Origin of the sequence: Lysinibacillus sp. NPDC093712 (assembly GCF_050280025.1) — a bacterium.
Classification (GTDB): domain Bacteria; phylum Bacillota; class Bacilli; order Bacillales_A; family Planococcaceae; genus Lysinibacillus.
The window spans coordinates 547,219-573,811 of sequence record NZ_JBNNUU010000002.1 but is presented as its reverse complement, the minus strand read 5'-3'; the positions used below and the strand labels follow the sequence as shown (position 1 = coordinate 573,811).

Here is a 26,593-nt window from a genome sequence, read left to right as displayed (position 1 = left end):
ATAGTTTAATTAGGAGTGGAAGAGATGAACCCAGAAGCACGATTAAAAAGACAAGAGAATATTCGAAATTTCTCTATTATTGCACATATTGACCACGGGAAATCAACGCTTGCTGACCGTATTTTAGAGCAAACGAAATCATTGACATCCCGTGAAATGAAAGCACAGCTACTCGACTCAATGGATTTAGAGCGTGAGCGAGGCATAACAATTAAGTTAAATGCAGTCCAATTAAAATATGAAGCCAAAAATGGCGAAGTGTATACATTCCATTTAATCGACACACCGGGACATGTCGATTTCACATATGAAGTATCACGTAGTTTAGCTGCATGTGAGGGCGCTATTTTAGTTGTGGATGCAGCACAAGGCATCGAAGCACAAACACTGGCTAACGTTTACCTAGCACTTGATAACGACCTAGAAATTATGCCAGTCATCAATAAAATCGATTTACCAGCAGCAGATCCAGAACGTGTTCGCCAAGAAATCGAAGACGTAATTGGCTTAGATGCTTCTGATGCGGTATTAGCTTCTGCCAAAGCTGGTATCGGCATTGAAGATATTTTAGAACAAATTGTTGAAAAGGTTCCTGCACCAACAGGTGATCCAGAGGCACCATTACAAGCACTTATTTTTGATTCTGTATATGATGCTTATAAAGGAGTTATCATTTCCATTCGAATTATGAATGGTACGGTTAAACAGGGCGATAAAATTCGCATGATGGCGACAGGTGCAGAATTTGATGTTATTGAAGTCGGCGTACATACTCCGAAAAGTGTACCACAAGAGGAGTTAACAGTTGGAGATGTTGGCTACTTAACAGCGTCTATTAAAAACGTTGGGGATACGCGCGTTGGGGATACGGTAACATTTGCGAATCGACCAGCGACAGAGCCGTTAGCAGGTTACCGCCGTTTAAATCCAATGGTGTACTGTGGTTTATATCCAATCGATACTGCTAAATATAATGACTTACGTGATGCATTAGAAAAATTAGAACTGAATGACTCTGCATTACAATATGAACCTGAAACATCGCAAGCGCTTGGCTTCGGTTTCCGTTGCGGCTTCTTAGGACTACTTCATATGGAAATTATTCAAGAGCGTATTGAACGTGAATTTAACATTGATTTAATTACAACAGCTCCATCTGTAATTTACGATGTGCATATGACAGATGGTACGTCTATTAAAGTTGATAACCCATCTTTCATGCCAGATCCACAAAAAATTGACCGTGTAGAAGAACCATATGTAAAAGCGACAATTATGGTGCCAAATGATTATGTTGGTGCGGTAATGGAGCTTTGCCAAATTAAGCGTGGTAATTTCATGACGATGGATTATATTGATACTTCACGTGTCAGCATCATTTATGAAATGCCATTATCTGAAATTGTCTATGACTTTTTCGATTATTTAAAATCAAATACGAAAGGCTATGCATCATTTGACTATGAGCTTATCGGTTACCAGCCTTCAAAACTAGTGAAGATGGATATCCTATTAAATGCTGAGCAAGTCGATGCACTAAGCTTTATCGTTCACCGCGACTTTGCTTATGAGCGTGGCAAAATCATTGTAGAAAAACTAAAAGAATTAATTCCACGTCAACAATTTGAAGTACCGATTCAAGCCGCTGTTGGACAAAAAATTGTTGCTCGTTCGACGATTAAAGCGATGCGTAAAAACGTTTTAGCAAAATGTTACGGTGGGGATATTTCCCGTAAACGTAAACTTCTTGATAAACAAAAAGAAGGTAAAAAACGTATGAAACAAGTCGGTTCAGTCGAAGTACCACAAGAAGCATTCATGGCTGTCCTGAAGATGGATGATTCGAAGTAACTCAGTAGTGGTAAGGGTTTATAACGTATTTAGATAATTTAATTTAGGGTTAAATGGTGGGGCTCCCCACCATTTCCCCACCATAAAAAAATACGTTAATAATTTTTATATATCTTGAGCAAATGAATCAAAGATGTTCGCAGCATCTCTGGCCATTTTCTCAGTGAGATGGACATAGCGATCTTCTGTTACGGCAGCTCGACTATGTGGACGCACAGAAAACGCAAGCATAGCTTAGCGTTATTTTTTATGACAAAAACGAGGTGAGGAAATACAAGTTGTATATGAACATCCGATTAACATATTTATTAGTACAATTAGCTTTTGGCTAACAGTTGCTTGTAGTCAAATAAATAACCATTGATTTTATGCCTTCCACAGATAATTGTGGAGGGCTTTTATTATGCAAAAAAGGAGCGTGAGCTTATGGGATTTGCAATATTTAGAAGTAGCACATTTATATTTATTTGGTGGGGTTAAATTTCTACACCTATTACTTTTATTAATGGGGTTATACATCATAACAGGGCTTTTCAAGGTAACGAAAAACGGTAACTTATAGAGTCGTAAAAGCCTCTTTGGTTATGCGCGTAAGTTGTTAGTCTTAATTGTTATTATCACAGCGAACATTGTTGACCAAGTACTAGCTTTAAACGGCACGCTAACGTTTGCGACGGTGCTATTCTACATTGTGAATGAAGCATTATCCATAACTGAAAATATGGCTGAATTAGGTGTCCTAGTGCCGACAAACCTTGCTGAAAAGTTAAAAGTGATTGAAGGCGAGAAGCAGCAAAAAGAGAGCTTTGGTACTGAAATTTTAGAGGAATTAGCAGGGAAGATAGTGAATTGAAAGATGGTGAGAAGTGATGACAAGCGTAACAACTACATGCCGAGACTTATTTGAACTATTGCCTGCAGCTCAAATAGCCTGTTTACTATTTCAGGAGTGCTACAAGGCTGGCATTAAAAACATCTTCAATACTGAATCATATTGCTCACAGGAACGGCAAAATTATTTGTATGCACAAGGGAGAACGCGACCCGGACAGATTGTTACGTCGACACTAAATAGTAATCATGAATTACGACTAGCATGGGATATTGCGGTTGGTCCTCCACAGTCATTGTATGATGTCGTTACATTAAATCGAGTAGGGGCTATTGCACGAAAACTAGGCATTACTTGGGGCGGTGATTGGATAGGCAGTATTGGCCGATCGCATTTTGAAGTGAAACCAACTTGGTTAATGCCTAAAGGCTACAAATTAGAAGGACAAGTAACTGTTCCGACTAATAGCAAAGGGCAAGTACAATTAATTGTGGAAGACAAGAAGGAGGAAATTACAGTGGCAAATACAAATTAGAATCCGGGTTCACCAGCTATGAAAACTGAGACAGAAAACTTTATTGCTCAGGCGGTAAAGGAAGGAATTATTCAAGCTTCACACTTGAAGGATTTACAAAATGGTGTGATGACAACGGATTGCTTGATTGGTTTATACATTACAATACAACAACGACGTAGTAAATAAAAAAAATCAGGTACTCAATTAAATTGAGCCTGGTTTTTTTTTATTTTTTTTTAAGTTATAATTTCTAAATAATACAGCAATCAATAATGCAATTGCTAATATTAAAATTAATAATAGGACGATTGTATTAGTTATATCGAGATTATTATTAATAATTAAAATTCCTACTGTTAAACCGATTGCTAAACTTAAAAAGCTAAGTATCAAGTTTTTCATTAATAATTCCTCCTAATATTATTTATTATTGATTAATGTTAATAATAACATTTTCGCCAAAAAAGGAAAAGGCTTCCTCGCTGATTGAGGTAGCCTTTGTTTAAATTATCAGTGAATATACAGGTAAATAGAATACTGTTGAAATTCTACTCTTTAATGACTGACGTCAAAAAATAAATTTATTTCTATTCTAACTAAAAAAAGAGTAGCAATTGCTACTCTCTTTTATGAATAATAATTTTACACACCAGAACTATAGTTAGCACGAACTAAAGTTGCATTACCACTACCATATAAATTAATTACTATATAGCTTGTATATCCTGTGCCAGTAATTCCACCTACGACACCTAAATATTTATGTGCAACTGTACTAGAAACTTGCCAAACGCTAGGATCTAGTTTAGTAATTTTTGAAGATTTATCATGAGAAAAAAGAAATCCACTCGCTAATACATCTTTTGAAGCTTGTGTCACTTTACCACCAGCATATGTAAAGTCTCCTAATAATGTATGTGTAAATGATACCCCATTTACATCAGCTTTATATGATTGAATTCCGCTTGATGTAGCTCTTGTTAGTTTATTTGTCTCTAAATCTTCATCATCTGAAACATTTTCAGTAGAAAATTTAATACTAACAAAATCATTAACTTCAGGAACATAACGATATTCAACAATATCATTTTTTCCTTCTTCGATTTGTTTATTCACTTCTTCTATTATTTCATCTAAAGCTAAATTAACAGCATCTTGTTGATTTTGATCTAAAGCATTTTCTACCGATTGAGCTTTTGCATTTTCACTATTAATTAAACTAAAAGCAAAAAGTAGCAAAAAGCTAGCAATAAAAGCAACACCTAATTTTAATTTTTTCATAATAATTTCTTCCTTTCTATTGTCTGTTTCAATTACCAATGTTATTATAAAAAAACATTAATTTCAAGTAATTTTTGGAAAAATAAACATAAAGGATGGTTTTTATGGTATTTTTGTATAATTTTATTGTCGTATTTTTAATAGTTTTAGTAGTAAACTTAGTGACTGAAAAAATAATAAATAATACTACAATAAATAAAAAAGTATTGTTTAAAAACTTAGTAGTATGTGTATTTATCAGCATTATTATTGCCTTTTTTTATTACCTTCAATATTAATATAATAAATTGGATGCAGAATATCTGGTGATTTAAAATGGCTGGATGCCATCCATTCAATATTACTGAAGAAGCCACTTTATACAGTATTCAACAATCTATCTCTTAGACTGTAGTGCCTGCTACATCATTTACTGATGTATATTCAGTAGCTATAATATCTGTAAATGCTTTAAAATTAGTTTTCAGGTAGCTTCGATTATCATGGTAGGTGCATGTTTCTTCTTTATGATAGGAAATAAAGAAAGAGAATGGGATACGATTATGAATGCTGGATTAGGATATGAATTAATTCAGATGTCACCATTATTCCTTGAGATACTAAGAACGATTGGTAAGGCTGTTTAAATTCAAGTGTAAAAAGTTATCAAATATTAGTTGTTTGAAGGTATTATTAAAACAGATTGGTAAAAATGCACAGTAATAAACTAAAGGGGCGATTGAATTGAATTTACAAAGTTACCAACTAGTGATAGAACTCAACGTGGTTCGCTGGGGAGATACTGATTTAGGACAAAAAGTTATGGAAGTAAGAGATTCCCAAAAACAATATACAAACGATATTGCAGAAATACAACAAATTGTTGATATTGGGAGAGTTACTGAAGAGTCACACCGTATACTTATTATCATAAATATAAAAAGGGATTTAGATAATCCTGGTGATAAAATAATTCTATAAGTTCGTGTGAACTAAAAAGTAAAGACCACTCCGTGATGGGTGATCTTAATGTTTTTTGCCACCTCCATGCCACCGTGTTCAAAGAATAAACATGACATACTAGGAGATAAAGAAAAATACAATACGGTAAATATAAACCGACAAACCCTTGATAATAAAAGGTTTGCTGGATAGAAAAAGATATAAAATAATCTATTATAATCTAGCCTTGCGTCAAGAGGCTTTCATGGCTGTACTGAAGATGGATGATTAGAAGTAATAACAACGTATAAAGAGGGTAAACAAGTAATTTTATATCCTTTAGGGTATGTAGGATGCTATCGATTTGCCAACGTTATTAAATTGTGCCAGCAATTTGCGATGGAATCAAAAAGAATTATATCGATAAACACTTTAATATATACCTGAAGTAATAAATAACCAGGCGCTCATTGTTTAGTGAGTACCTGGTCTTTTTGTTTATTCATCGTAAGGTCTCTATTTTTTACGAAGCGATTCAAGTTCATCTTTTTTCTCAAGCAGTACACTTTTTAAAAACATTTTAGGCTGTTCTTTAGCTACTTTTAGCTTACCTTCTTTTTCGAGCTTTAGAGATTATAACGATGTGGATTTACTTTTTTTCGCATTTCTAACGTCTCCAGGTGGGCGAGTGGTTTCAGTATGTCCGTCACGCTCATTAGGTTTTTTAATATTTGATTGTTTTGTTGGCTCGTCTGTTGCAAATTCTGTATCTTTTTTATCCCTTTTCATTTCAACACCTCCTAAAGATATTATTTAACTTATCTCAATAAATTATCCTTGGTTATTTCAACTACAAATTTACAAATTTTTCTATTATGACCACTCCATGATAGGTGGTGTTAATTGGCTGTACTGAAGATGGAAGATGCGAAGTAACATTGATATAAAAGCTTTTAAGGATTGAAGGAATTTCAAAATGGTAAGGATTCAGGTTCCCTATCAATTCCTCCTAATATTGGATTGAATATTACCATTTAACAATGGCATGATGACCAGCAAAGCTATGTATAGCGGAGCTGGTTATTTATTTGAAATGTAAAAGCCATATCGAAGAGTTCATTTTTCTTTACTTTAAAATGCCAATAAATGGTCGATATATTTACAAGAGGTGATGTAATATGAAACTTACGAATGAAGTAAATTCTTCTAATTTCATGAAGCTGTCAAATGTATCAGCAAGTAAGCCTAAATTGGTTCAGCAAAATCTTATAGTACATAAAGATACATTTACAATTGGACAACAAGCTCGTAATTTGTTTAAAGGGCAGCAAGCTAAAACAAGTCTTATCGAAAGTTTACTGAAACAACGTGAGAATATTCAAAAGATGAAAAGTGACCTGAGTGAACGTACGTTAGAAAGTGGCGGCGACTTATCATCTATTAAAGAACAACTAAAAGATTTTGAAAAGCAAATAGCTGATATTGATGCGCAAATAGCTGAACAGCAAACGGATGAGCAAAAGAAAACGACAAACCAAAATGAACAGGATTTGAAAAACGAAAAGCCATCCAACTCAATGGAAAATCTTTTAGAAAAATCTGTTTCACTAGAACAAGTGAAAACACTAGAGTTGACAAAGAATTCATTAGGACGAGAGCAAAATCGTCTTTCCAGTGAATTAGAGATGGATGCAGACCGAGGGATTTTTATCGATAGTAAATATGAAAAACTTTCGGATTTAGAGGATCGTATTCAAACAGTTCAAGAACAAGTTGCTGAAGAAATCCAGAATACGGATGATAATGAACTAAATGATGAAAATTCTTTAGCTACTATGCATGAAAACGAAGAGCTTAAGGAATCACAAACGGATTATTAATGTTGAGCTGAATAAGCTTAGACGAAGGAAGTAATTCAACAATTATATAGTTTTAGCGCCAATTTAGAATTAAAAATAGCCCAGGTTCTCAAGTAATTTTGAGCCTGGGTTTTTATTACAAAAGACTATTGTTTGAAAGCCTATAATTCTCAAATAGTAAGCTGGTTTTGACAGCTTGAGTGCGGGAACTTATCGTTCACGTTGGGCATATGCTGACACTATATGTCGATTTGAAAGGATGTCTAGTATATGTTTCCGTATCCAAAAGGAAATTATCCATTTTCCTATCCTAATTATAGTTTAATGCCTTGGGGGTATTATTCCTCCTCTTATTCAGATGAATGGAATTGTGCGTGTGAATCGGATGCAAGCACCTATTCACACGCACAACAACGGCTGATTTTCGTACTTGTCCATGGTTCTTGGGCTGATGCTCACTTTTGGGACGGTGTAGCCATGATACTTCGTAGTCGAGGACATGTCGTTTATACACCGGAATATGCAGGTCACGGCAATGACCCGAACAAGAATGTTACACATGCAATGATTACAAAGTCTATCGTTGATTTTATTAAGCAGTTGAATATACGCAATTTTGTTCTTGTCGGGCACAGCTTTGGTGGAACAGTTATCCAAAAGGTTGCAGAGCAGATACCGGATCGCATAAAGCATCTCGTTTTCTGGGACGCGTTTGTACTGCAAGATGGCGAATCCGTTGCCGACGCATTCCCTCCACAAATGAGGCAAGGTTTCGAGCAGCTCAGAATCGCTTCGAACGACGATACAATCATGCTCCCATTTCCGTTGTTTCGGGATTCATTCGTCAATACTGCCACTTTGCAAGAAGCCAAAAGGATGTATGCGGTCATCACCCCAGAACCTGCTAAGCCACTATTCGAGAAGCTGGATCTTAAAGCCTTCTACACACTCTCTATACCAAAAAGTTACGTTTATTTCTACCAAGACAATGCTTTGCCACAAGGGGAGGGCTACGGATGGCATCCGAATATGTCTGGACGACTCGGACAGTTCCGCCTGATAGTAGGCGATGGTGACCACTTTACGGACACACGTACAAGACCTGCTATGTTAGCACAGAAGTTTTACGAGGCGGGGAGGGACTGAGTGCTGTAAAGAAGTTGAATAAACGAGGAAAAGACTACTCAGTGATGGGTAGTCTTTTCCTCAGATACAATTTAAAACAACCGGCAAACCTTTATATATAAATCTTTTTTACATATAGTAACTAAATCCAACATAATGATATGTATAATATAAGCCCTCTTATATACATTTTATTACCACTTACTATGTTAAAAACAACCAATCTAAAATTTAATGTTACATTATGGACTGAGAAACGAAATTGCTTTGATAAATTTAATTTTAGGGGACCGCAAAATGAATAAAAAAACTTGGCTTATTTTTTGTTGTTTAGCTATTGGTATAGCAAGTTATTCCATTGTTCAATATTTAATATTGGATGCACATCAAGCAGGATTTGTTAGTATGAAACATATGTTTATAGATACATTAGATTCGCTTTGGTTTACCATGCTTTATATCCATATTATATTTAGTGTACTAGCATTAGTTATAGGTCCCTTTACATTATTCTCAAAGTTTAGAGAAAAGGATATAAAGCGACATCGGATTTTAGGGAAAATTTATATAATTGGCATATTATTCGGCAGTGTTTCAGGTCTTTATTTAGCATTTTACGCTACTGGGGGATTCGTATCACAGCTCGGTTTTAGCGCACTGTCTATATTGTGGATGATCACTGGCTATCAAGCACTTGTTAAAATTAAAGAACAAAAAATTTATGATCATCAAAAATGGATGGTACGAAATTATTCATTAACTTTTGCTGCTGTAACATTGAGAATTTGGCTTTTAGTCTTTACTGTATTATTTGGATTTGATAATTTTATAATTAGTTATCCTATTATTTCTTGGTTATGTTGGGTGCCTAATCTCATTGTTGCACAGTGGATAATACAACGGAAGCTTCAAGTTAGCGCGCAATAATTGAATAAGACAGGAAAGGGCCACTTATGTTGGGTGGTCTTCTTTGTTGTTTATTAAATTTTTAAACTATAAAATTAATTATTTAAAATGGTGGAGAGCTGAATATTTACAAAAAAGATTAAATAAAAGCTAATAAAAGGATAATGTTTTGATACATAATACTCAAAATTTCACTGAAAAATTTTCGAAATTTTATAAAAAATGAGGTGATTTAACTATTGAATGAGAATCGTTATCAATGATAAATTATTGGTAACTCGAGGTAGTATAGGTATAGCTATTTAATAACTAAGTTCACTATTAAATTTAAATACTAATAATATCAGGCTATATTGCTCTATTATAGGATTATGTCGCTTAGAGTTAACCAATGATAGTATTGTATCGTTAAGAGAGCTATTATAAGTCGAGAGTTAACCTAACTACAAACTTTGAAGAAGGTAAGATTTTTGTAAAGGGGGCAAGTTGATATGAGATTAAGACCATATCATTATTTAGTGATAATCCCAGTCAGTATAAGCTGTATTGCATCATATTTAACTATATCTTCAAATACAAAAACGATTATTTATCTAATTGCGGCTTTGTTAGTAATTATTTCTATACCTTTGGGCTATAAAGATTACAAAGAATACAAACATGAGACTAAATATTAATAGGTATTTTTTAGGAATGTTGGCATAGAAAACGGTGGTTTCCTTTGTCAATCCAGTTTAATTTGATTTTTGGCATTGTTTATCAGCTTAAAAAAGTATAAAGACAACATAATTAAAAATGACCATTTGGATCATAAAATTAATTATTGGCGTCGAAAAAAGTAAGAAGACTACATGTTCAAATCAAAAATATGACCAGAGACTAGCACAAAAATAGTGAACTGGTCATTTTTTATTGCTAAAATAAATCGTAAACACAATACAAAATAATGGAAGAAATAGTAACTGCCGAAATTACAAATAGTGTATTATGATAAAAGAATAGGAAAGTTTTGCAGTCCTTGGATAATAGGGAAAGAGGGGAATGAACATGGATTATCGTATGTTCGAGCATCGAATTGCGAATATAGCGGAACGAATGAATACAATAGGTGGAGATGTATCGCAAGTAATGATTGGTGCTCCTGCGTCTTTACAACTAATAGCAGAATGTGAAAACCAATTAGGGTTCCAACTTCCTGAAAGTTTTAAAAAGGTACTGTTAGAGTTTTCATCAACATGTAACTTTCGATGGGTTTTTCCTGATGATTATCAACTAGATGATGAATTGGATGGAATCTTTAGCGGGATGCTCCACTGGGATTTAGGATTATTGAAAGAGCTCAATGACGATAAAAATGGATGGGTTACAGAAGTTTTTTCAAATCCAAATAATGAGTATGACAAAGTGTGGCATCATACATTAGCCTTTTATGAGGTAGGCAATGGAGATTATTTTGCATTTGACCTTGTTGATAATAGTCCTGATGCTTGTGTCGTTTATTTAAGCCATGATGATGGTGAAGGCCATGGCTATAAATTAGGGGACAACTTTATTGATTTTTTGGAGAAATGGTCAAGAGTTGCATTTGCAGGAGGGGAAGATTGGCAGTGGTTACCGTTCACATCAAATTCACAAAGTGGGATTTTACCAGAAAGTCAATCTGCGAAGATGTTCAGAAGTTTATTAAAATTACCAATTTAATTTGAAGTGCACTAACGACGACTAGAAGAGTAGATCAGCTAAAGGAGCTAAGAACATTGTACGAAGAACAACTAGCAAAAGCCATTCAATTACGAAAAGATAATAAGAAGTTAGAATCAAATCAATTACTTTTAAAGCTGGTAAAGGAATATCCTGACGATGCATTCGTGAATTACCAATGTGCATGGAGCTTTGATGTTTTAGGAGAAGAATTACAAGCCGTTCCCTACTATGAAAAGGCAATTACGCAAGGGTTATCTGGAACAGATTTAGAGGGAGCGTTCTTGGGACTTGGCAGTACATATAGAACGTTAGGGGAATATGAAAAATCCGAAAAGGTTTTTTTGGAAGGAATAACATTATTCCCAACTAATAAAGCGTTACAAGTGTTTTATGCAATGACTTTATATAATTTAAACAAACATAACAAAGCGATGGAGCTCTTACTACAATGTCTGACAGAAACTACAACAGACCCTGAAATACTTAGTTATAAAAATGCGATTAATTTCTATGCAAATCAATTAGATAAAGTTTGGAAATAGTTTGTTAACAATTTAATCCTACTATAATGGAGGAGGTTTACAAATGACGAAGTTTTTTATGATGAACATTAGTAAAAAAACAGATGACTTAGAATGTGGGGAAATGAATGAAGAAAAAGTTTTCGAGAAAAAATCTGAGCTAAAAGCGTATTTGAGAAATGAAGGGTATTATAAGGAATCGAAGTATCAATATATTAAATTGCATGAAGAATCTATATATGTTGCTACAGTTGAAAAAATAAAAGTTAAATGATAGTATGTCACGAAAAATGAGCGTGACTTTTTTATTAAGTGAAAAATGAAGGAGGGTAGTTGTAGTTGAAAATTAGTAAAGAACATGCAGAACATTATCATTGGGGAAATCAGTGTAATGGTTGGCATTTAGTTAAAAATAATAAATTGAGTGTTATTCATGAACGAATGCCGGCCAATACAGAGGAAGTTTGTCATTATCATCATGAAGCCCAACAATTCTTTTTTGTGCTTTCCGGTAAGGCAACAATGGAAATAGACGGAAAACAGATTATATTGCAGGCGAATGAAGGAATTGAAGTGCCCCCTCTTCATTCGCATCAAATGCGTAATGACTCACAGGAAGATGTAGAGTTTTTGGTAATCTCTCAACCGAATAGTAGAGGGGATCGTATACCCGTATAGGGGTATGAAGTTTTTAAGCCTTAATTGCTTTTCAAATTGTTCATTCTTTTGCATGAGGTACATTAAGTATTTATTTAGTACAGTAAATGTATTAAATGCAAAGGGGATGTCTGGAAGATGAAAATATCAAAAGTGAAGCTATACGCGCATGATTTACATAAATTGAAGGCATTTTACTGTGACATATTAGGTTTTGAATTATTAGAAGAAGCGGAGCATTATTTTGAAATAGCAGCCGGGGAAAGCGTCATCCAATTCGAAACAATGGATGCTTCTGTAGCAAAGCAATATCATTTTGCGCTCAATATTCCAAGTAATTTGTTTCAGCAAGCGAAAAGTTGGGCACAAGCTCGCGTACAATTATTACGCTTAGATGAACACGATGAAGTATATTTTAAAACGTTAGATGCGAATTCATGCTATTTTTATGATCCAGAAGGTAATGTAATAGAGTTTATCGCTAGACATGGGATAAATCCATGCGTTCATACCGATGCATTTTCAATTAAACATGTATTAGATATTGCTGAAATTAATTTAACGACGGATACGATTCATACTGTGGCAGATTGTTTAAAGGAATATGGTATCACGCCATTAAAGGGAGAAGAAATTCGTACAGACGCGCTTACATTTATGGGGAATTACGAGGATGGTGTGCATTTATTAATCGGCCCTAGTGAACGAATTTGGTATTTCTCTACTAAAAAAGCAATTGTCAGTCCTATTGATATCATTGTCGATAATCATCTACAACTATACATAAATGCTAAGGGCGATTTCGCTATATCACAACCTTAATAAATCCATCATTATTTCCTAACTTTTAATTGAATAAATAAGATATTTATTGTATATTTATTCAAAATGATCTAGGGGGAAATAGTGATGGTGTATATAATAAGTGAAACGAACCCTACGTTTGAAGAGTATCAGGCATTACATCAAACTACCGGCTGGAATGCGAAGGGGCTGTATACGTACGAACAATTATTTCAAGCCATTTGCAATAGCTGGTATAGTGTGTCAATTTATGTTGAGCAAACATTAGTTGGCTATGGCAGAATTATTTCAGATGGTATTTATCAAACATTTATTTGCGATGTAATGGTGCATCCCGAGTATCAACGAAATGGAATTGGTACAACTGTTATGGAAGCTCTATTAGCACATTGTAAAAAAGAAAATATTAAATGGATTCAATTATCTTGTGCTAAGGGCAAACAACCTTTTTATCAAAAACTTGGATTTACAGAACGAGATGTTGATGCTCCAGGAATGATGTTATTTTTTGAGTAATATGTGGACAAAGAGAGCTTTCCTAGACTTCTTTATAAAAATGAAGGATAGATGACGATTCCATCCTTCATTTTAGCATTAAAATAAATCGGTAGATAAATAGCGCAGTCCTGTGTCAGGAAAGAGTACGACTATACGCTTCCCTTTGTTTTCGGGTCGTCTAGCAAGAGTTGTTGCAACAAATAGTGCAGCACCAGAGGAGGTACCTACTAAAATGCCATCCGTCTTCGCAACGGTACGAGCGGCTTCATAGGCATCAGCTGTTTCTACTTCTAGCACTTCATCAATCCGATTAAGGTGAACATTTGCTGGCACTCGTGCTTCTTCCGCATCAGAAAAGCGATGTACACCTGTAATTTCAATAATATCAGGGTTGTCAACTGTAGCAATGGAGTTAATAGCAGGTTCTACTCCAATAATTTGAATGGCAGGATTTTTGGATTTTAAAAAAGCACTTACACCACTAATTGTGCCACCTGTACCAATTGACGCAACGAAAATATCAATTTGTCCATCTGTATCCTCCCAAATTTCTGGTCCGGTTGTGCGTTCGTGAATATTTGGATTTACTTCGTTGCCCAACTGATTTAGAAAGACTACATTTTCCTCCTGATCAACGACAGTTTCTCTAAAAACTTTACTTGTTTCAACAAAATCACCATTTGTTTCTTCAAAGGCCGCTACCATCTCCGGCACATCTGAAAATGGAACAACCTCAGTTCCATATGCCTTCACAACTTTTGTTCGTTCTTCACTTACACCATCTTGCATATAAATACGTAATTTATAGCCCTTCGCTGCTGCGATGGCTGCAAGCCCAATACCAGTATTTCCACTTGTCGTTTCAATAATGGTTTTGTCTTTTGTTAATAGACCCCGTGCTTCAGCATCCTCAATCATTGCTTTAGCAATACGATCTTTTACACTATTGGCAGGATTAAAATACTCTAGCTTCGCAATAATTTCTGCTTCAAGTTGTAGTTCTTTCGTGTACTGATTAAGCGCCAATAGCGGTGTATGACCTACTAATTCTGTAATAGATTGCTTTATTTTATTGGTAATAATTTGACTCATTCAATCATCCCCTTTCTTTTACCTACTTAACAAATTAGTTTTATAGGAATTAGTGGCATCTTAGCATTATAAGAGCAAATGAGCAATGCATTTCCTGATAGAAAGAATGGTTTGACTAATAGAAAAAAATAATCAATTTAAAACGGAACCCTTTATTTTTGGTAAGGCAAAGAGGTAGTGCAAAACTTAGCATTTTTTAAAAAATCGTCACATTGATAATTTGGCAGAACTCCGAAATGCGATATGATAAATGTAGTTAATGTTTATTCAGGGGATGAGCATGATGAAAGAAACAATTGCAACAGTTTGTTTGATAGCTAATATGAAAATAACGATGATGAAGAAAAGACCCTTTAACTATTTATTGCAAGCGATTGCTGGTGGTCTTTTTATTGGTTTTGGTATTTTGTTAATCGTTACAATTGGAGGATTATATGATCCTGTGGGTGCACCAAGTATGAAAGTAGTACAGGGGTTAGCATTTGGTGTAGCACTTAGTATGGTCATGATGGCTGGTGCGAATTTATTTACGGGTGATAACTTCGTATTATCGGTAAGTACATTAGAGAAAAAATCTTCCCCACTTGAAATGGTCGGTGTTTGGTTATTTAGCTACATTGGTAATTTTTTTGGATCATTACTTGGTGCAATGTTGTTCTTCTATGCAGGGCTTGCTGTTGGCGATATAGCTACTTATATCGAGAAAAGTGCAACGTCCAAGATGAATGCAAGCTTTGTCGCGCTGCTATGTCGTGGCATTTTATGTAATCTTCTTGTCTGCTTAGCTGTATGGTGTACTTATAAATTAAAAACAGAAATAGCAAAATTAGCGATGATTTTCTGTTGTATTTTCCCCTTTATTACATCGGGATTTGAGCACAGCATTGCCAATATGACACTTTTTAGCCTCGCGCTCTTTATTCCACACGGTGATCTTGTTTCGCTTGGTGGTGCGGTGGCAAATTTAGTTCCTGTCACAATTGGTAATATTATTGGCGGTGCGATCATCGGCATTGTCTATTGGGTGAACGCAAGGAAATAAAGATTGAGTCACAGAAAGGAGCAATGAAAATGCCCGAGAATTTTATTCGAATGAAAGAAGCAATAAAAACATTGAGTGAAGCCGAAGCGAAGTCAATGCTTTTCTTAGCCTTATTAAATGGCAAATCGAGTGAGGATATTCAACAAGTTATCCTGCAAATGTCAGAGGATAAAATGAAAACTATTCAAGCACAAACCGTTCATATACTATTTGGTGATTCACCAGGAGGAAGTTTAAAAGCTGCATTCAGAAATACGAGCTATCAAAAGACAGAGGATATCATTGTGTTGCCAGATAATTTATCCATCGGGCCAATTAAAGATTTACATAATGCGTCGGGTATTGAAGCACGACTTGCGTGGTTTCAGAAACGATACAATACTGAAGATGATGGTCTTGAACATAATAGACAACGTATGCTAACTGCTGTTGAAAAAATAAACCTTATTTTACCGCATCAGAATATTGTGATTTGGACATGTCAAAATGCACATGAGCAAACAGGGTTACGACTTGTGCTAGCTATGCTAGAAGGTAAATTGAATACAGTGCGTGTAATTGATACGTTCACTGCTTTTCATGAAAAAAATATATCCCCGCGCTTAGCGGAAGATAACTATCCAAGAACAACTGGTGAATTAAATGGAGAAACGCTTCTTAATTTTTACGAGCAGTTTGGGATGGAGCCAATAAATAACGTCAAAAAACAAAAATTATGTGACGAAGGTAAACGTTTATTATCAGACGATGTCCATATCATTCGAACGTGGGCTTGCGAAAAGTTATTAAACAGCGGTAACGAACATCGAGATGATGATTTTATTATTGCATGTGCAATTCGCTTGTCTCAAGAAGATGGCAAAGTGGAATATAAGAAGGCTGCACGATTAATTGGTGAAGTGATTGGACATATGCAGCAATATACCGGAGACGAATGGATTGAATATCGGGTAAGATGTCTAATTAAGCAAGGGGTTTTTTCGTATAGAGGTGATTTAAAGGCGATGCGTTTTTATGAAGTGAAATTACTAGACAATTTCTTGACAGATCTAAATTTTTGAAGTTTTGACTTCATTAAAAAGCATAGCTAAAATATTGTAGAAGAGTTAGAATGACTCTCGCAAGTTAGTAACACTTATCAGTGAATATAAAGATTGCATTAATAGATTAATTAAAAGAAAGGAAGTTGACAATGAATCCTGAAATCAATCAAAATGCGATTCTTCAAGCAATTTGGGAGCTTTCTACACAAGTACAAGGCGTGAAAACAGAGATTCTACAAAAAATCGAGGCGCTAGAAACAAGACTAGATTCGGTTGAAATAAGATTAGAGGCAGTTGAAACAAGACTAGATTCGGTTGAGACAAGATTAGAGGCAGTTGAAACAAGACTAGATTCGGTTGAAACAAGATTAGAGGCAGTTGAAACAAGACTAGATTCGGTTGAGACAAGATTAGGGGCAGTTGAAACAAGACTAGATTCGGTTGAGACAAGATTAGGGGCAGTTGAAACAAGACTAGATTCGGTTGAAAAAAGATTAGAGAAGAGAATTGAATCAGTTGAGGAAAAATTAGAAGGAAAAATCGACACAATTGAAAAAAATCTTAGTGAAATAATCGATAAAGTGGATGCTAAGATGGATGTGCTAAACCTAGAAATATTAGAAACTAAGGCTGATGTGTTAAAATTAAAGAAAGCAAAATAAATTGTGTCGGTCGTCACTATGTGCAATAATCATAGACAATTCGTGACCATAACTGAGGAGTGAGCTTGATGTTAAAAACAGAAGTATTTGAACAACTAAAAAAAGCAATGAAAGAAAAAGATGTCTTGGCAAAAGGTGTTTTAACACTTGTCAAATCAGCTTTAGATTCAGCGGAGAAGGAAAAGGGGGAAGCTTTAACCCAAGCTGAGGAGATTGCTATTATTAATCGTGAAGTCAAGCAAACGAATCAAGCTTTAGAAGGTGCGCAAAATGCTGATCGTGCGGATTTAATTGAAAAAGAGGAAGCAAAATTAGTGCTATTAAAATCATTCCTCCCTAAACAATTAACTGAAGAAGAAATTGCTGAAAAATTAGCAGCAGCAGGAGTTTCTAAAGGCATGAATATGGGTGACGCAATGAAAATTGCAAAACCATTGTTAAATGGTCAAGCTGAAGGTGCTGTTATTTCTAAAGTTGTAAAAAGTTTAATTTAACATTGGAATAAAAGGATAGCTGACGTGGTAGTTTCGTCAGCTATCCTTTATTTTATTTATTAAATGCCGTTGGCGTTCTACCACTGACTTCTTATGGAAGAATTCAGAATTGTTTCAGTGCCAGGCACTCAAAGAAGGCACTCAAAGATTGAATTTTTGGATGATGTTTCGTAGTTGTTGAGCCATTTCAGCTAAATTATTTGAAGAAGCAGTAATTTCTTCGATGCTTGCTGATTGTTCTTCGGAAGCAGCTGCGACATTTTGAATGTTTCCAGATGCTTGAACGGCTACAACACCAACCTGCTCAACAGAATTAGCGATATTGCTAACTCCTTCATTCATGTTCGTAATGATGCTGTTAACCTGATTCATTTCTTGCGTAAGTTCTGTAATATGTGAATAGATGTCGCCAAAGGCTTCCCCTGAAGCGTTAAAAGTAGTAGAACTTTCAGCAAGGTTATTACTGCTAATCGCCATTGATTTCACTGCTTGAGCAGTTTCTTCTTTAATTGTTTCAATGCGTGTTCGAATACTATTGGTTGCTGTAAGTGATTGGTCTGCTAATTTACGTACCTCTTCAGCTACAACCGCAAAGCCTTTACCATGTTCACCAGCACGTGCTGCTTCAATAGATGCATTTAATGCAAGTAAATTGGTTTGGTCTGTAATTTCATTTATAAGTGAAACGATATCACCAATCTCATTCGTATAAGTGCTTAAGCGTTTTACAACATCTGCAGTATTATGAATGGCCTCAGATGTAATCGCCATTTTTTCTGTAGCACTTTGAATTGTGGTATTGCCCTTTTCGGCAATAGTGGATGCGCTAAATGCCTTCGTTGTTACATCATTGACACTATCAACAACATCGGACATCTTCGTCGAAATCATTGTAATATGATTTTCCACTTCTTCAATGGAAGATGTTTGTTTTTCTGAGCCCGCAGCCACTTCCTGCATAGAAGATGTAATTTGTTGAATAGATGCGCTCGTTTGCTCGGAGCTGGCAGTTAATTCTTCTGACATGGCGGCAACTTGCTCTGCATTTTCCGCAATTTGCTGAATGAGCGTACGTAAATCAGCCGTCATATTTTGGATGCCATCTGAAAGTTGGGCGATTTCATTCGTGCCTTTGATTGGCAGTGGCTCAACAGCTAAATCTCCCTTTGCAACCTTATCAACATAACTCGTCATATTTTTAATTGGCTTTATAATACTTTTACTAATGAAATAAGCCACAACGACACCAAATAACACAAAAATAATTGTCATGATGATGCAAACCCAAATAATTTGAGTTTGTAGCTCAGATATAAATGATGCATCCATATCTAAGCCGAAAAGTATATCAGTATTGTTGAATGGGATAAAAACTGATTTATGAATACCATATTCATCTTCATAAATATCACTAATTTGTGTTCGACCTGTATCTAATGCAGCATGCATTTTTGGATCGAAAACGTAGTCTTGCTGATAATTATCACTATTACTTAATGCCACAATATGCTCCTTGCCATTAGCACGTGAAAGTATATAGGCATTTTCAATATCAAACTTTTTAGTTGTACCATTTAATTGTTTTAATAATTTTTCATATTGGTCTTTAATACCGTTATCTGCTGCTTTTATTTTATTTTTATCGATATCCTCGAAAATATTACTAGAAATCACCTCTAACGATGTCTCAAACTGCTTGATAACAAAATTATCGATGATTTTATAGGAAACCGTAAATAACATGATACTAAATATTACTGAAATAATAACGATTGGGATCGTTAAACTTGCAATATATTTATAGAGTAAAGAACTCTTAAATTTACTTAATATACTCAACTTGTAAATCCTCCAATACTACAACTTTTTGTTGTAGGAAATGAATCATATCACTAATATGTTCTGTCTCTGTGTACGGTGAAATTGAAAAGAATTTAGCTGCTGCCACAGGAACTTGTTGTTTTGTATCGCTCGCGCTAACAGTGCAGACACGTGTTGTGTCACCAAAAAATACTTCATCGCGATCTTCACCTAAAATCTCAAAGAAAGAAGCATTTAAGCCATTAATGTACTCGATTTGATCTTGTGTGTAGTTTCCAACTTGTTCAGATGCCCAATCAAAGCCTTTTGGATATAGTCTATAGGCTGTTACTGGCCCGATATTTGCTTCATTCACTACTTGTAGCATTGGTAATTTCTCAGCTAATTGTGTACGGAATGCTAAATTTACACGGACATAGTTAGCTAATATTTGTTGATAACCTTCTTTACCAAAAGCTTGTAAGGCAGCATAAATAGCAATTGAACTACCCATTCGAGAACATTCTAAAGTATAACCAGTATGATATGAGCCATAGCCTCTATTGCCTACATATGGTGTATCAAAATCGTCAATATCTAACAGTTGTAAACTTTTCCCATCTTTTATTAAGAAAAGGCTTGTTAAATACGGTGTTTGACCAAGTTTTTGGAAATCGAAGCAAAGACTATCAGCTATTGCAAGATGTTGCATACGTTGGTGAATTTGTTCTAAGCCTTGTAATACATCATCCTCGAATTGCAGTGAGTTTGCCTTAAAGTCATAGTCATTGAAAAATGCGTAAAAACCCCCTAAAGCAGAGTCAGCATGGATATGTATTTGTTTTAGATCGTATTTTTGTTCAAGTGTTGTTGCAACTTCCTTAATTGCTTGCACATCATCAATAGCAAATTGATCTGTGGCACCTGTAGTCGCTACGATGTAAACTGGAATACCACCATTCTCGATTACTTCCGTCATGCGTTTTCTTAAATCTTCTATGTCCATCGATTGGTCTTTTCCTGCTTTTACACGTACTAAGTGATTACTTCCAATACCAACTGCTTCAATTGATTTTAATAAGCTATAGTGGGCATTTTCAGAAGCAAAGCAATATAAATTATTTGGGACACCTTCCTCTTTAGCGTGAGGGAATTGTTTAGCAATGGCAAGACGTAAACCACTAAAAACCGCTCCTTGTCCTCCCCATGTTGTATAACCGAAGCTTTCTGTGAAATCATAGCCAACTAATTTTGACATCATTGCGATTACTTTTACTTCACTTTCCGCTGCTGCAGGTCCATATACATCCCACAGATTGTTGCCATTAAGTAAGGCATTTGTAAACTGTCCCAATACACCAGGGATACTAGCCATTGGTAAAACATTTGTGACAAAGTTGCGTGTATGATAAGGATGACCTTGCATTAATTGTGTTAAGTCTTGAACGACCTGATCAAGACCAACGCCTGATGTGGGAACTTGATTTTCTTGCATAAGATCTTTATAGAAAGTAGCTGAACGTTCTTGCATTGGTCCAAGCGTTGTTTTCTTTGGGTCTTTTAATTGATCTAATGAAGTTACAATTTGCTCTATTAGTGATAAAAAGTTTTCCCTTTGTAAGCTGTTCCCATCTTCACTTTGAAATAGTTGTTGAATTTTCTTCATTTTGCATCATCCTTTATTAGTTCATATTTCACCATTATTTAGATAATAATAGTACAATTTACTAAAGCCATAATAACATATTCTTATGGAAAATATATTCATATTTGACTAGGATATTAAAATTCTACTATTTGAAATTATTTGAAAACATTTTTATTATATTTGAAGAATGATTTACTAACAGAAGATTACGTTGTTTTTTAACTTTTATTAATATATAGTCCAACGAAGGTCCTGCCAAAATGATTTATTAATATTTTCTTAATATAATTAAATGTAAAATAGATACTTTTAGCTATGAAAAAATAACATAATAAATTACTGTTTTTCTTATGAGACTTTTTACTTATTTTTTATTGTCATAGATGCTTTTTAGACTATCTGAGAAACCTCTAATTTTTTGTAATGCGGGTTGTTGGTTATATAATGCATAACTCGTTATTACAATAAATAATAGGAGAAAACGTCGATAGATTTTGAAATGGGAGGTGTTTAATTGCCAGTTGAGCCACAAGTACATGAAGTCGACTATCTTGGAAAAAGTGGAAAACGTAAAAGATGGGTGATTATTGTAGTAAGTGTTTTAGTAGTTGCCGGTGTAATGTTGGCAAGTACTCGGTTCGTCTCCTCTATTTTTAGTAAAAATGATAAGTCGGATTTTTCGGCCTATAAAACACTTGTAGGTAAAACAACTAAAAATGATTATGGGCAATTGACCTTAAATGAGGTGATGATTGATGATAATCAACTCTTACTAAATGCAACATTTGAGCCAGCAAAAGGAATGAATTTCAACTATCAAGTATTTTTCTTTCCACAAGTACTAGTGAATGGTCAAGATTATATGGTTCGAAATGGGGGCCAGACCATTGCACAGTCAGCATCAACCTATACAATCTATAGCAGCGTAAAGATGCGTGATTTACCGAAAGATGAAATACTGCAACTTAAAATTCTTTATAACGATTGGAATTGGGAAAAACCAATCGAGGAGCCTTGGACATTTGAAATCGAAGCTTCCCAAAAGCAATTGCAAGAGGATCGAAAAGTAATCGCTGTTAATAAAACTATTAAGCTGAATGACGGACAAGAAATTAAAGTAGGGAATGTTGTTTCTACACCGATTTCTACTACGGTATATTTTGAAACTAAGGAAATATTGAATGAAACCATTGACTTTAAAATTTTAACTGAGTCTGGAAAAATATGGCGTCCTGACTCTTCATATACATTGAATGAAGCGCATACAAAGTGGGGAGTTCGCTTTGATGCACAATATTTATCAGATAAAACATATAAGTTAATTCCTGTTACGACAGGGGATATTGAACTTGGGCCAGCTATCAAAATTCGTGGGAAATGAATTTTACATTCACCGGCGATTCTCCAGTCTAACCGGCGATTCCAGGGTTTACACAGGCGATTTCTCATGTCTAACCGGCGATTCCTGGGAGGGCGGTGCCAGGCACTCAAACAATTTAGTGTGTCCGCAGAAAGCAACCGCCGTAGCGGACATCAGGCGCAGCAAAAAGTGTTAGATTGAATGCAATCAATCTAACACTTTCTCTTTGTCCCAGTCTCTTTTTGTTTTATATGAGCTCTTCTTTTTGAATTGCAAGTTTTTTCATATGGTACTGCAAAGATTGTCGGGAAATATTTAATTGTTTCGCGGCAGCTGATATATTTCCATCGCACTGTTGCAGCACTTTTCGAATGTATTGCTCTTCATTTGTATGCATAAGTGCTTTAAAAGGGCGTTTTTTTGAAGGGGCTCCTTTTATGGATATTTTATTTTTCAAATATCGTGGCAGCATATCTTCTGTAATTTCGCTGTCAGAGCTTGCTTGTATTACGAGGTTTTCTATTAAATGCTCCAGTTCACGTACATTACCTGGCCAATCGTAGGCAATAAGTATCTGATAAAGTTCAGGTTTAATGGTGATATTTGCCTTCATATATTTCAGCACGTTTTTATGTAAAAAATGCTGGATGAAGAAAAGTATATCCTCTGGTCTCTCACGCAGTGGGGGGATATATATACTTGAATGAGCAATGCGATAAAATAGGTCAAGTCGCATTCGCTCGCCAACAGTAAGTAGCTCAGGATCTTCATTGGATGCGCTAAACACAGTACATTCAATAGGGATAAGTGTATTACTGCCAACACGTCGAACAGCACGTTCTTGTAAGACACGCATTAATTTTGGTTGAAGCTCCATTGGTAGTGAATTGATTTCGTCTAGAAAAAGTGTCCCATCTTTTGCATATTCAAAAAGACCTTCTTGATTTGTAGCACCAGTAAATGCCCCTTTAACCGAGCCGAAAAGCGTGCTCTCCAACAGCGTAACAGGGATGGCGGCACAATTTATCGCAACGAAGGGCTTTGTTACGCGAGGGCTTAAATTATGCATACTTTGAGCAAATAATTCTTTACCTGTACCAGTTTCACCAACAATTAATGTATCTGTATTATAATTTGCAATATTTTTAGCTTCAGATATTGTTTGAAGGAGCTCTTGACTGTTTCCTTTTATATCTTGGAATGTGTAAATCGTACCGTTATTACGTTTGACCTCTTCTGGTACCTCCATTGTTTCACGTTTGGAATCCAATGTTTGTTGTAATTGATTGCGTAAGCTTTTTTCCGTATGTGTAATTGAAAAAACACCAATTGTTTTATTATCCTTTTGAATAGGGAACGAACTGTAGCCTACAAATTTAGGTTCATTTTCTGAATAGGCATGGGCTCTGTATTTCGTATAAATTGGTTTCGCTGTTTTTAAAATATGATTATGCTCTGATAGTCTACGATCTTGATAGTTGTATGCATCCCACAGCTTCTTGCCAAGCATGTCCTCTTTTTTATGCTCCTCCATTTTAGCAAGTGCCTCATTGTAATAAATAATGTCCCCATCTTCATTGCTCACAATAATCCCTTCATCTAAATGCTCAATAATTTCCTCTAGGACAAAAACTTTATTTTGTAATGAATACTGGAATTCTACTAAATTTTCTACGGAAACAATAAAAAATTGCTCTGGAAAACAAAAAGGCTCTATTGTAAAAGATAGAAGCTGGTCTTGTATTTGCAATTGTTGCGGCTGATGCAAGCTTGTCACATCAATGGCAGCAAAGGTTTCTATTGGCATATCAGCTTGAATATGTAACGAGATACTTTCATTGAAATGCCACCATTTCACCTTGAATGAGTTGTCTAGTGCAATGATATTCGCGCCTAAAAATGCTGTATAACGCTGCAATTCCTTAATCATACAAAAACCTACTTTCTCTCGTTATTTTGCATGCAAAATTTATCTGCTTTGTCCTTTATCGTATCATAAATATTTTCTGAATAAAAACAATATACAGAATATTGTTGAGGTGCAAAAATTATCTGCAGTCACTTTCCATTTCGTTACAATAACCATAGCCGAATGTTTATGTACTACAGTTTAGAAACGCTATGAATATCACAATTTATAAAAATTTTTTTGTGTTTTTAAAAGTTGGCACGCTATTTGCATTATTAAAGTGTGTAGTCACAAAAAAGGAGGAATTTTCAATGACAAAACCAGAAATTTTATATTCAGTAAAGGCTCAGCGAGGAAATACATTACGATGCAAAGGTTGGCGTCAAGAAGTTATTTTAAGAATGCTAGAAAATAATATGGAAAATGCTGAAAAACCTGAAGAACTCGTGATATACGGCGGTATTGGGAAGGCAGCTCGTAACTGGGAGTCCTATCATGCCATTGTAGATTCCTTAAAAAATTTAGAAGATGATGAAACACTTGTTGTGCAGTCTGGGATGCCAGTTGCTGTTTTTAAAACTCATAAATATGCACCAACTGTTGTTATGGCGACGACAAATATTATGAAGGCAGATTGGCCAACATTTTATGATTTACAAGAAAAGAACTTAACGATGTATGCCAATTATACAGCGGCACCTTGGGAATATATCGGTACACAAGGTGTCATTCAAGGGACATTTGAAACACTTTCGGCAATTGCGCGATTGCACTATAACGATTCACTTGTTGGGAAAATTTTATTGACTGCTGGTGCAGGCGGAATGGGTGGCAACCAGACACGTGCGATGACAATGCATGGTGGTGTAGCTATTTTATGTGATTCCAATATCGACATTATTAAACGCCGTATTGAAAAGGGCTTTATTGATGTTGTTGTAGATTCATTAGAAGAGGCTATTGAACTAGCAAAAACGAAAGCAGCTGCTGGAGAAGCGCTTGGCATAGCGGTAGTAGGTAATGCTGCAGATGTTTTCGAAAAAACATTAGAACTTGGCTTCCTACCACATATTGCAACATCTATGACACCTGCACATGACCCGATCGCTTATTTACCAGCTGGCTACAGTGTCGAAGAGGCAGACGCGCTACGTGATAAAGATCGTCTAGCATACTTAGAAAAAGCACGCCATACGATGATTCGCGAGCTGAAGGCATTAATAGCATTACTTGATAAAGGTGTACACTCGTTTGAATATGGCACAAGTATTCGTAAAGAATGTATTGATGCTGGATTTGATGAGAAAGAGGCGAAGCGTTTACCTGGATTTGTAGCAGAATATATTCGTCCATTATTCTGCGAGGGACGTGGGCCATTTCGTTGGATTTGCATGTCAGGCGAGGCAGAGGATTTACGTAAAATTGACGATATGATTTTAGCAAAATTTAGTGATGATTTACTTGTTACGCGCTGGATAAAGCTAGCGAAGGAGCATATTCCGATAGAGGCTTTACCTGCTCGTATTTGTTATATGGGCTTTGGACAGCGTAAAAAGTTCGCATTGGAAGTTAACGATATGATTCGTCGAGGGGAGTTAAGTGGACCTGTTGCTTTCTCTCGCGATAATTTAGATTCTGGTTCCATAGTCAATCCAACGTTTGAATCTGAAAATATGAAGGATGGCGGAGATTTAATTTCTGACTGGCCAGTTTTAAATGGCTTATTAAATGCAGTGGGTATGTGTGATTTAATTGCTCTTCAAGCTAACTATTCAATGGGAGAGGCCGTTCATACAGGTGTGACGATGATTGCTGATGGAACAGAGGAATCGGATATGCGCTTAGAAGTAGCGATGACAGTAGATTCTGGTATAGGGGTTGTACGTCATGCACAAGCGGGCTATGAAACAGCAAAAGATGTAGCGAATGGTAAAGGGAAATTAACCGATGAAAGCATTCAAATCCCATTATGGTGGGAGCCAACTGCTACATTTGGTCCGAAAGATTTAGTAAAAGAAAAAGTGTAATGTATTTGTGGAAAAGAGGCTGGTGCAATAACTAATGAGA

Annotated in this window: 28 protein-coding genes and 1 pseudogene; 22 read left to right on the top strand and 7 right to left on the bottom strand. The window is 35.4% G+C overall.

Annotation, left to right across the window (positions count from 1 at the left end; genetic code table 11):
• Positions 1-24: 24 nt before the first annotated feature.
• The 4 genes and pseudogenes from lepA to ACQKNX_RS10335 all read left to right on the top strand — a co-directional run bounded on the left by lepA (position 25) and on the right by ACQKNX_RS10335 (position 3,386).
• Positions 25-1,851, top strand: coding sequence for a translation elongation factor 4 (lepA, locus tag ACQKNX_RS10350; protein ID WP_427428806.1), 1,827 nt, complete (start codon positions 25-27; stop codon positions 1,849-1,851).
• Positions 1,852-2,254: 403 nt separating this feature from the next.
• Positions 2,255-2,704: pseudogene (locus tag ACQKNX_RS10345) on the top strand (phage holin family protein).
• 16 nt (positions 2,705-2,720) lie between these two features.
• Positions 2,721-3,218, top strand: coding sequence for a M15 family metallopeptidase (locus ACQKNX_RS10340; protein WP_427428805.1), 498 nt, complete (start codon positions 2,721-2,723; stop codon positions 3,216-3,218).
• An 18-nt stretch (positions 3,219-3,236) separates the two neighbouring features.
• Positions 3,237-3,386 carry a hypothetical protein gene (locus ACQKNX_RS10335; RefSeq protein WP_427428804.1) on the top strand — a complete coding sequence of 50 codons (150 nt, stop codon included), beginning with the start codon at positions 3,237-3,239 and terminating at the stop codon, positions 3,384-3,386.
• Between the two features lie 18 nt (positions 3,387-3,404).
• Here the strand turns inward: ACQKNX_RS10335 and ACQKNX_RS10330 are convergent, their stop codons facing one another.
• Positions 3,405-3,602, bottom strand: a complete 198-nt coding sequence (locus ACQKNX_RS10330; protein ID WP_427428803.1) for a hypothetical protein — start codon at positions 3,600-3,602, stop codon at positions 3,405-3,407.
• A 240-nt stretch (positions 3,603-3,842) separates the two neighbouring features.
• Positions 3,843-4,481 (bottom strand): hypothetical protein, encoded by a 639-nt coding sequence (locus tag ACQKNX_RS10325; RefSeq protein ID WP_427428802.1) that lies wholly within the window; start codon positions 4,479-4,481, stop codon positions 3,843-3,845.
• Between the two features lie 482 nt (positions 4,482-4,963).
• On the opposite strand from ACQKNX_RS10325, the gene ACQKNX_RS10320 reads away from it, so the two are divergent.
• Positions 4,964-5,107, top strand: a complete 144-nt coding sequence (locus ACQKNX_RS10320; protein WP_427428801.1) for a hypothetical protein — start codon at positions 4,964-4,966, stop codon at positions 5,105-5,107.
• Between the two features lie 97 nt (positions 5,108-5,204).
• Positions 5,205-5,441, top strand: coding sequence for a hypothetical protein (locus tag ACQKNX_RS10315; protein WP_172771587.1), 237 nt, complete (start codon positions 5,205-5,207; stop codon positions 5,439-5,441).
• Positions 5,442-6,035: 594 nt separating this feature from the next.
• Here ACQKNX_RS10315 and ACQKNX_RS10310 read toward each other — a convergent pair.
• Entirely contained in the window at positions 6,036-6,191 is a 156-nt protein-coding gene (locus ACQKNX_RS10310; protein WP_427428800.1) for a hypothetical protein, read from the bottom strand.
• Between the two features lie 389 nt (positions 6,192-6,580).
• On the opposite strand from ACQKNX_RS10310, the gene ACQKNX_RS10305 reads away from it, so the two are divergent.
• The 10 genes from ACQKNX_RS10305 to ACQKNX_RS10260 all read left to right on the top strand — a co-directional run bounded on the left by ACQKNX_RS10305 (position 6,581) and on the right by ACQKNX_RS10260 (position 13,494).
• Positions 6,581-7,282 (top strand): hypothetical protein, encoded by a 702-nt coding sequence (locus tag ACQKNX_RS10305; RefSeq protein WP_427428799.1) that lies wholly within the window; start codon positions 6,581-6,583, stop codon positions 7,280-7,282.
• 249 nt (positions 7,283-7,531) lie between these two features.
• On the top strand, positions 7,532-8,407 hold the full coding sequence (locus ACQKNX_RS10300; protein ID WP_427428798.1) for an alpha/beta fold hydrolase: 876 nt from the start codon (positions 7,532-7,534) through the stop codon (positions 8,405-8,407).
• Positions 8,408-8,683: 276 nt separating this feature from the next.
• Positions 8,684-9,313 carry a DUF2306 domain-containing protein gene (locus ACQKNX_RS10295; protein ID WP_427428797.1) on the top strand — a complete coding sequence of 210 codons (630 nt, stop codon included), beginning with the start codon at positions 8,684-8,686 and terminating at the stop codon, positions 9,311-9,313.
• Between the two features lie 470 nt (positions 9,314-9,783).
• Positions 9,784-9,969 (top strand): hypothetical protein, encoded by a 186-nt coding sequence (locus tag ACQKNX_RS10290; RefSeq protein WP_427428796.1) that lies wholly within the window; start codon positions 9,784-9,786, stop codon positions 9,967-9,969.
• Positions 9,970-10,339: 370 nt separating this feature from the next.
• Entirely contained in the window at positions 10,340-10,993 is a 654-nt protein-coding gene (locus ACQKNX_RS10285; RefSeq protein WP_427428795.1) for an SMI1/KNR4 family protein, read from the top strand.
• A gap of 56 nt (positions 10,994-11,049) precedes the next feature.
• Complete coding sequence (locus ACQKNX_RS10280) at positions 11,050-11,538, top strand: tetratricopeptide repeat protein (RefSeq protein ID WP_427428794.1); 489 nt, start codon at positions 11,050-11,052, stop codon at positions 11,536-11,538.
• Between the two features lie 43 nt (positions 11,539-11,581).
• Positions 11,582-11,791, top strand: a complete 210-nt coding sequence (locus ACQKNX_RS10275) for a hypothetical protein (protein ID WP_427428793.1) — start codon at positions 11,582-11,584, stop codon at positions 11,789-11,791.
• A 65-nt stretch (positions 11,792-11,856) separates the two neighbouring features.
• Positions 11,857-12,195, top strand: coding sequence for a cupin domain-containing protein (locus tag ACQKNX_RS10270; RefSeq protein ID WP_427428792.1), 339 nt, complete (start codon positions 11,857-11,859; stop codon positions 12,193-12,195).
• 117 nt (positions 12,196-12,312) lie between these two features.
• Positions 12,313-12,996, top strand: coding sequence for a VOC family protein (locus ACQKNX_RS10265; RefSeq protein ID WP_427428791.1), 684 nt, complete (start codon positions 12,313-12,315; stop codon positions 12,994-12,996).
• Positions 12,997-13,083: 87 nt separating this feature from the next.
• On the top strand, positions 13,084-13,494 hold the full coding sequence (locus tag ACQKNX_RS10260) for a GNAT family N-acetyltransferase (RefSeq protein WP_427428790.1): 411 nt from the start codon (positions 13,084-13,086) through the stop codon (positions 13,492-13,494).
• Positions 13,495-13,572: 78 nt separating this feature from the next.
• Here the strand turns inward: ACQKNX_RS10260 and ACQKNX_RS10255 are convergent, their stop codons facing one another.
• The gene (locus ACQKNX_RS10255) at positions 13,573-14,568 is read right to left on the bottom strand and encodes a PLP-dependent cysteine synthase family protein (RefSeq protein ID WP_427428789.1); all 996 of its coding nucleotides are present in this window, start codon (positions 14,566-14,568) and stop codon (positions 13,573-13,575) included.
• Between the two features lie 280 nt (positions 14,569-14,848).
• Here ACQKNX_RS10255 and ACQKNX_RS10250 point away from each other — a divergent pair, with 280 nt between their 5' ends.
• The 4 genes from ACQKNX_RS10250 (at position 14,849) to ACQKNX_RS10235 (ending at position 17,809) form a co-directional block, all read left to right on the top strand.
• Positions 14,849-15,610 carry a formate/nitrite transporter family protein gene (locus ACQKNX_RS10250; protein ID WP_427428788.1) on the top strand — a complete coding sequence of 254 codons (762 nt, stop codon included), beginning with the start codon at positions 14,849-14,851 and terminating at the stop codon, positions 15,608-15,610.
• A 29-nt stretch (positions 15,611-15,639) separates the two neighbouring features.
• On the top strand, positions 15,640-16,671 hold the full coding sequence (locus ACQKNX_RS10245) for a DUF1835 domain-containing protein (RefSeq protein ID WP_427428787.1): 1,032 nt from the start codon (positions 15,640-15,642) through the stop codon (positions 16,669-16,671).
• Positions 16,672-16,802: 131 nt separating this feature from the next.
• Positions 16,803-17,315 carry a hypothetical protein gene (locus ACQKNX_RS10240; protein WP_427428786.1) on the top strand — a complete coding sequence of 171 codons (513 nt, stop codon included), beginning with the start codon at positions 16,803-16,805 and terminating at the stop codon, positions 17,313-17,315.
• A 68-nt stretch (positions 17,316-17,383) separates the two neighbouring features.
• Positions 17,384-17,809, top strand: coding sequence for a GatB/YqeY domain-containing protein (locus ACQKNX_RS10235; RefSeq protein ID WP_427428785.1), 426 nt, complete (start codon positions 17,384-17,386; stop codon positions 17,807-17,809).
• A 141-nt stretch (positions 17,810-17,950) separates the two neighbouring features.
• Here ACQKNX_RS10235 and ACQKNX_RS10230 read toward each other — a convergent pair whose 3' ends face one another.
• Positions 17,951-19,648: a methyl-accepting chemotaxis protein gene (locus ACQKNX_RS10230; protein WP_427428784.1), complete on the bottom strand. Its 1,698-nt coding sequence runs from the start codon at positions 19,646-19,648 to the stop codon at positions 17,951-17,953.
• The gene (locus tag ACQKNX_RS10225; protein WP_427428783.1) at positions 19,632-21,275 is read right to left on the bottom strand and encodes a pyridoxal phosphate-dependent decarboxylase family protein; all 1,644 of its coding nucleotides are present in this window, start codon (positions 21,273-21,275) and stop codon (positions 19,632-19,634) included. Before ACQKNX_RS10225 ends, ACQKNX_RS10230 begins: the two co-directional genes overlap by 17 nt.
• Positions 21,276-21,771: 496 nt before the next feature.
• Here ACQKNX_RS10225 and ACQKNX_RS10220 point away from each other — a divergent pair, with 496 nt between their 5' ends.
• Positions 21,772-22,638 carry a DUF5643 domain-containing protein gene (locus ACQKNX_RS10220; RefSeq protein ID WP_427428782.1) on the top strand — a complete coding sequence of 289 codons (867 nt, stop codon included), beginning with the start codon at positions 21,772-21,774 and terminating at the stop codon, positions 22,636-22,638.
• Positions 22,639-22,864: 226 nt separating this feature from the next.
• Here the strand turns inward: ACQKNX_RS10220 and ACQKNX_RS10215 are convergent, their stop codons facing one another.
• Positions 22,865-24,547: a sigma-54 interaction domain-containing protein gene (locus tag ACQKNX_RS10215; protein WP_427428781.1), complete on the bottom strand. Its 1,683-nt coding sequence runs from the start codon at positions 24,545-24,547 to the stop codon at positions 22,865-22,867.
• 290 nt (positions 24,548-24,837) lie between these two features.
• Here ACQKNX_RS10215 and hutU point away from each other — a divergent pair, with 290 nt between their 5' ends.
• Positions 24,838-26,553, top strand: a complete 1,716-nt coding sequence (hutU, locus tag ACQKNX_RS10210; RefSeq protein ID WP_427428780.1) for a urocanate hydratase — start codon at positions 24,838-24,840, stop codon at positions 26,551-26,553.
• Positions 26,554-26,593 lie beyond the last annotated feature (40 nt).

Excerpts from the sequence above, each read along its gene's own strand:
- ACQKNX_RS10300 (WP_427428798.1), top strand. The coding sequence starts at position 7,532 with ATGTTTCCGTATCCAAAAGGAAATTATCCATTTTCCTATCCTAATTAT.
- ACQKNX_RS10305 (WP_427428799.1), top strand. The coding sequence starts at position 6,581 with ATGAAACTTACGAATGAAGTAAATTCTTCTAATTTCATGAAGCTGTCA.
- hutU (WP_427428780.1), top strand. The coding sequence starts at position 24,838 with ATGACAAAACCAGAAATTTTATATTCAGTAAAGGCTCAGCGAGGAAAT.
- ACQKNX_RS10235 (WP_427428785.1), top strand. The coding sequence starts at position 17,384 with ATGTTAAAAACAGAAGTATTTGAACAACTAAAAAAAGCAATGAAAGAA.
- ACQKNX_RS10240 (WP_427428786.1), top strand. The coding sequence starts at position 16,803 with ATGAATCCTGAAATCAATCAAAATGCGATTCTTCAAGCAATTTGGGAG.
- ACQKNX_RS10330 (WP_427428803.1), bottom strand. The coding sequence starts at position 3,602 with ATGAAAAACTTGATACTTAGCTTTTTAAGTTTAGCAATCGGTTTAACA.
- ACQKNX_RS10295 (WP_427428797.1), top strand. The coding sequence starts at position 8,684 with ATGAATAAAAAAACTTGGCTTATTTTTTGTTGTTTAGCTATTGGTATA.
- ACQKNX_RS10325 (WP_427428802.1), bottom strand. The coding sequence starts at position 4,481 with ATGAAAAAATTAAAATTAGGTGTTGCTTTTATTGCTAGCTTTTTGCTA.
- lepA (WP_427428806.1), top strand. The coding sequence starts at position 25 with ATGAACCCAGAAGCACGATTAAAAAGACAAGAGAATATTCGAAATTTC.
- ACQKNX_RS10320 (WP_427428801.1), top strand. The coding sequence starts at position 4,964 with ATGGTAGGTGCATGTTTCTTCTTTATGATAGGAAATAAAGAAAGAGAA.
- ACQKNX_RS10310 (WP_427428800.1), bottom strand. The coding sequence starts at position 6,191 with ATGAAAAGGGATAAAAAAGATACAGAATTTGCAACAGACGAGCCAACA.
- ACQKNX_RS10265 (WP_427428791.1), top strand. The coding sequence starts at position 12,313 with ATGAAAATATCAAAAGTGAAGCTATACGCGCATGATTTACATAAATTG.
- ACQKNX_RS10285 (WP_427428795.1), top strand. The coding sequence starts at position 10,340 with ATGGATTATCGTATGTTCGAGCATCGAATTGCGAATATAGCGGAACGA.
- ACQKNX_RS10260 (WP_427428790.1), top strand. The coding sequence starts at position 13,084 with ATGGTGTATATAATAAGTGAAACGAACCCTACGTTTGAAGAGTATCAG.
- ACQKNX_RS10290 (WP_427428796.1), top strand. The coding sequence starts at position 9,784 with ATGAGATTAAGACCATATCATTATTTAGTGATAATCCCAGTCAGTATA.
- ACQKNX_RS10250 (WP_427428788.1), top strand. The coding sequence starts at position 14,849 with ATGATGAAAGAAACAATTGCAACAGTTTGTTTGATAGCTAATATGAAA.
- ACQKNX_RS10215 (WP_427428781.1), bottom strand. The coding sequence starts at position 24,547 with ATGATTAAGGAATTGCAGCGTTATACAGCATTTTTAGGCGCGAATATC.
- ACQKNX_RS10255 (WP_427428789.1), bottom strand. The coding sequence starts at position 14,568 with ATGAGTCAAATTATTACCAATAAAATAAAGCAATCTATTACAGAATTA.
- ACQKNX_RS10245 (WP_427428787.1), top strand. The coding sequence starts at position 15,640 with ATGCCCGAGAATTTTATTCGAATGAAAGAAGCAATAAAAACATTGAGT.
- ACQKNX_RS10340 (WP_427428805.1), top strand. The coding sequence starts at position 2,721 with ATGACAAGCGTAACAACTACATGCCGAGACTTATTTGAACTATTGCCT.
- ACQKNX_RS10275 (WP_427428793.1), top strand. The coding sequence starts at position 11,582 with ATGACGAAGTTTTTTATGATGAACATTAGTAAAAAAACAGATGACTTA.
- ACQKNX_RS10335 (WP_427428804.1), top strand. The coding sequence starts at position 3,237 with ATGAAAACTGAGACAGAAAACTTTATTGCTCAGGCGGTAAAGGAAGGA.
- ACQKNX_RS10225 (WP_427428783.1), bottom strand. The coding sequence starts at position 21,275 with ATGAAGAAAATTCAACAACTATTTCAAAGTGAAGATGGGAACAGCTTA.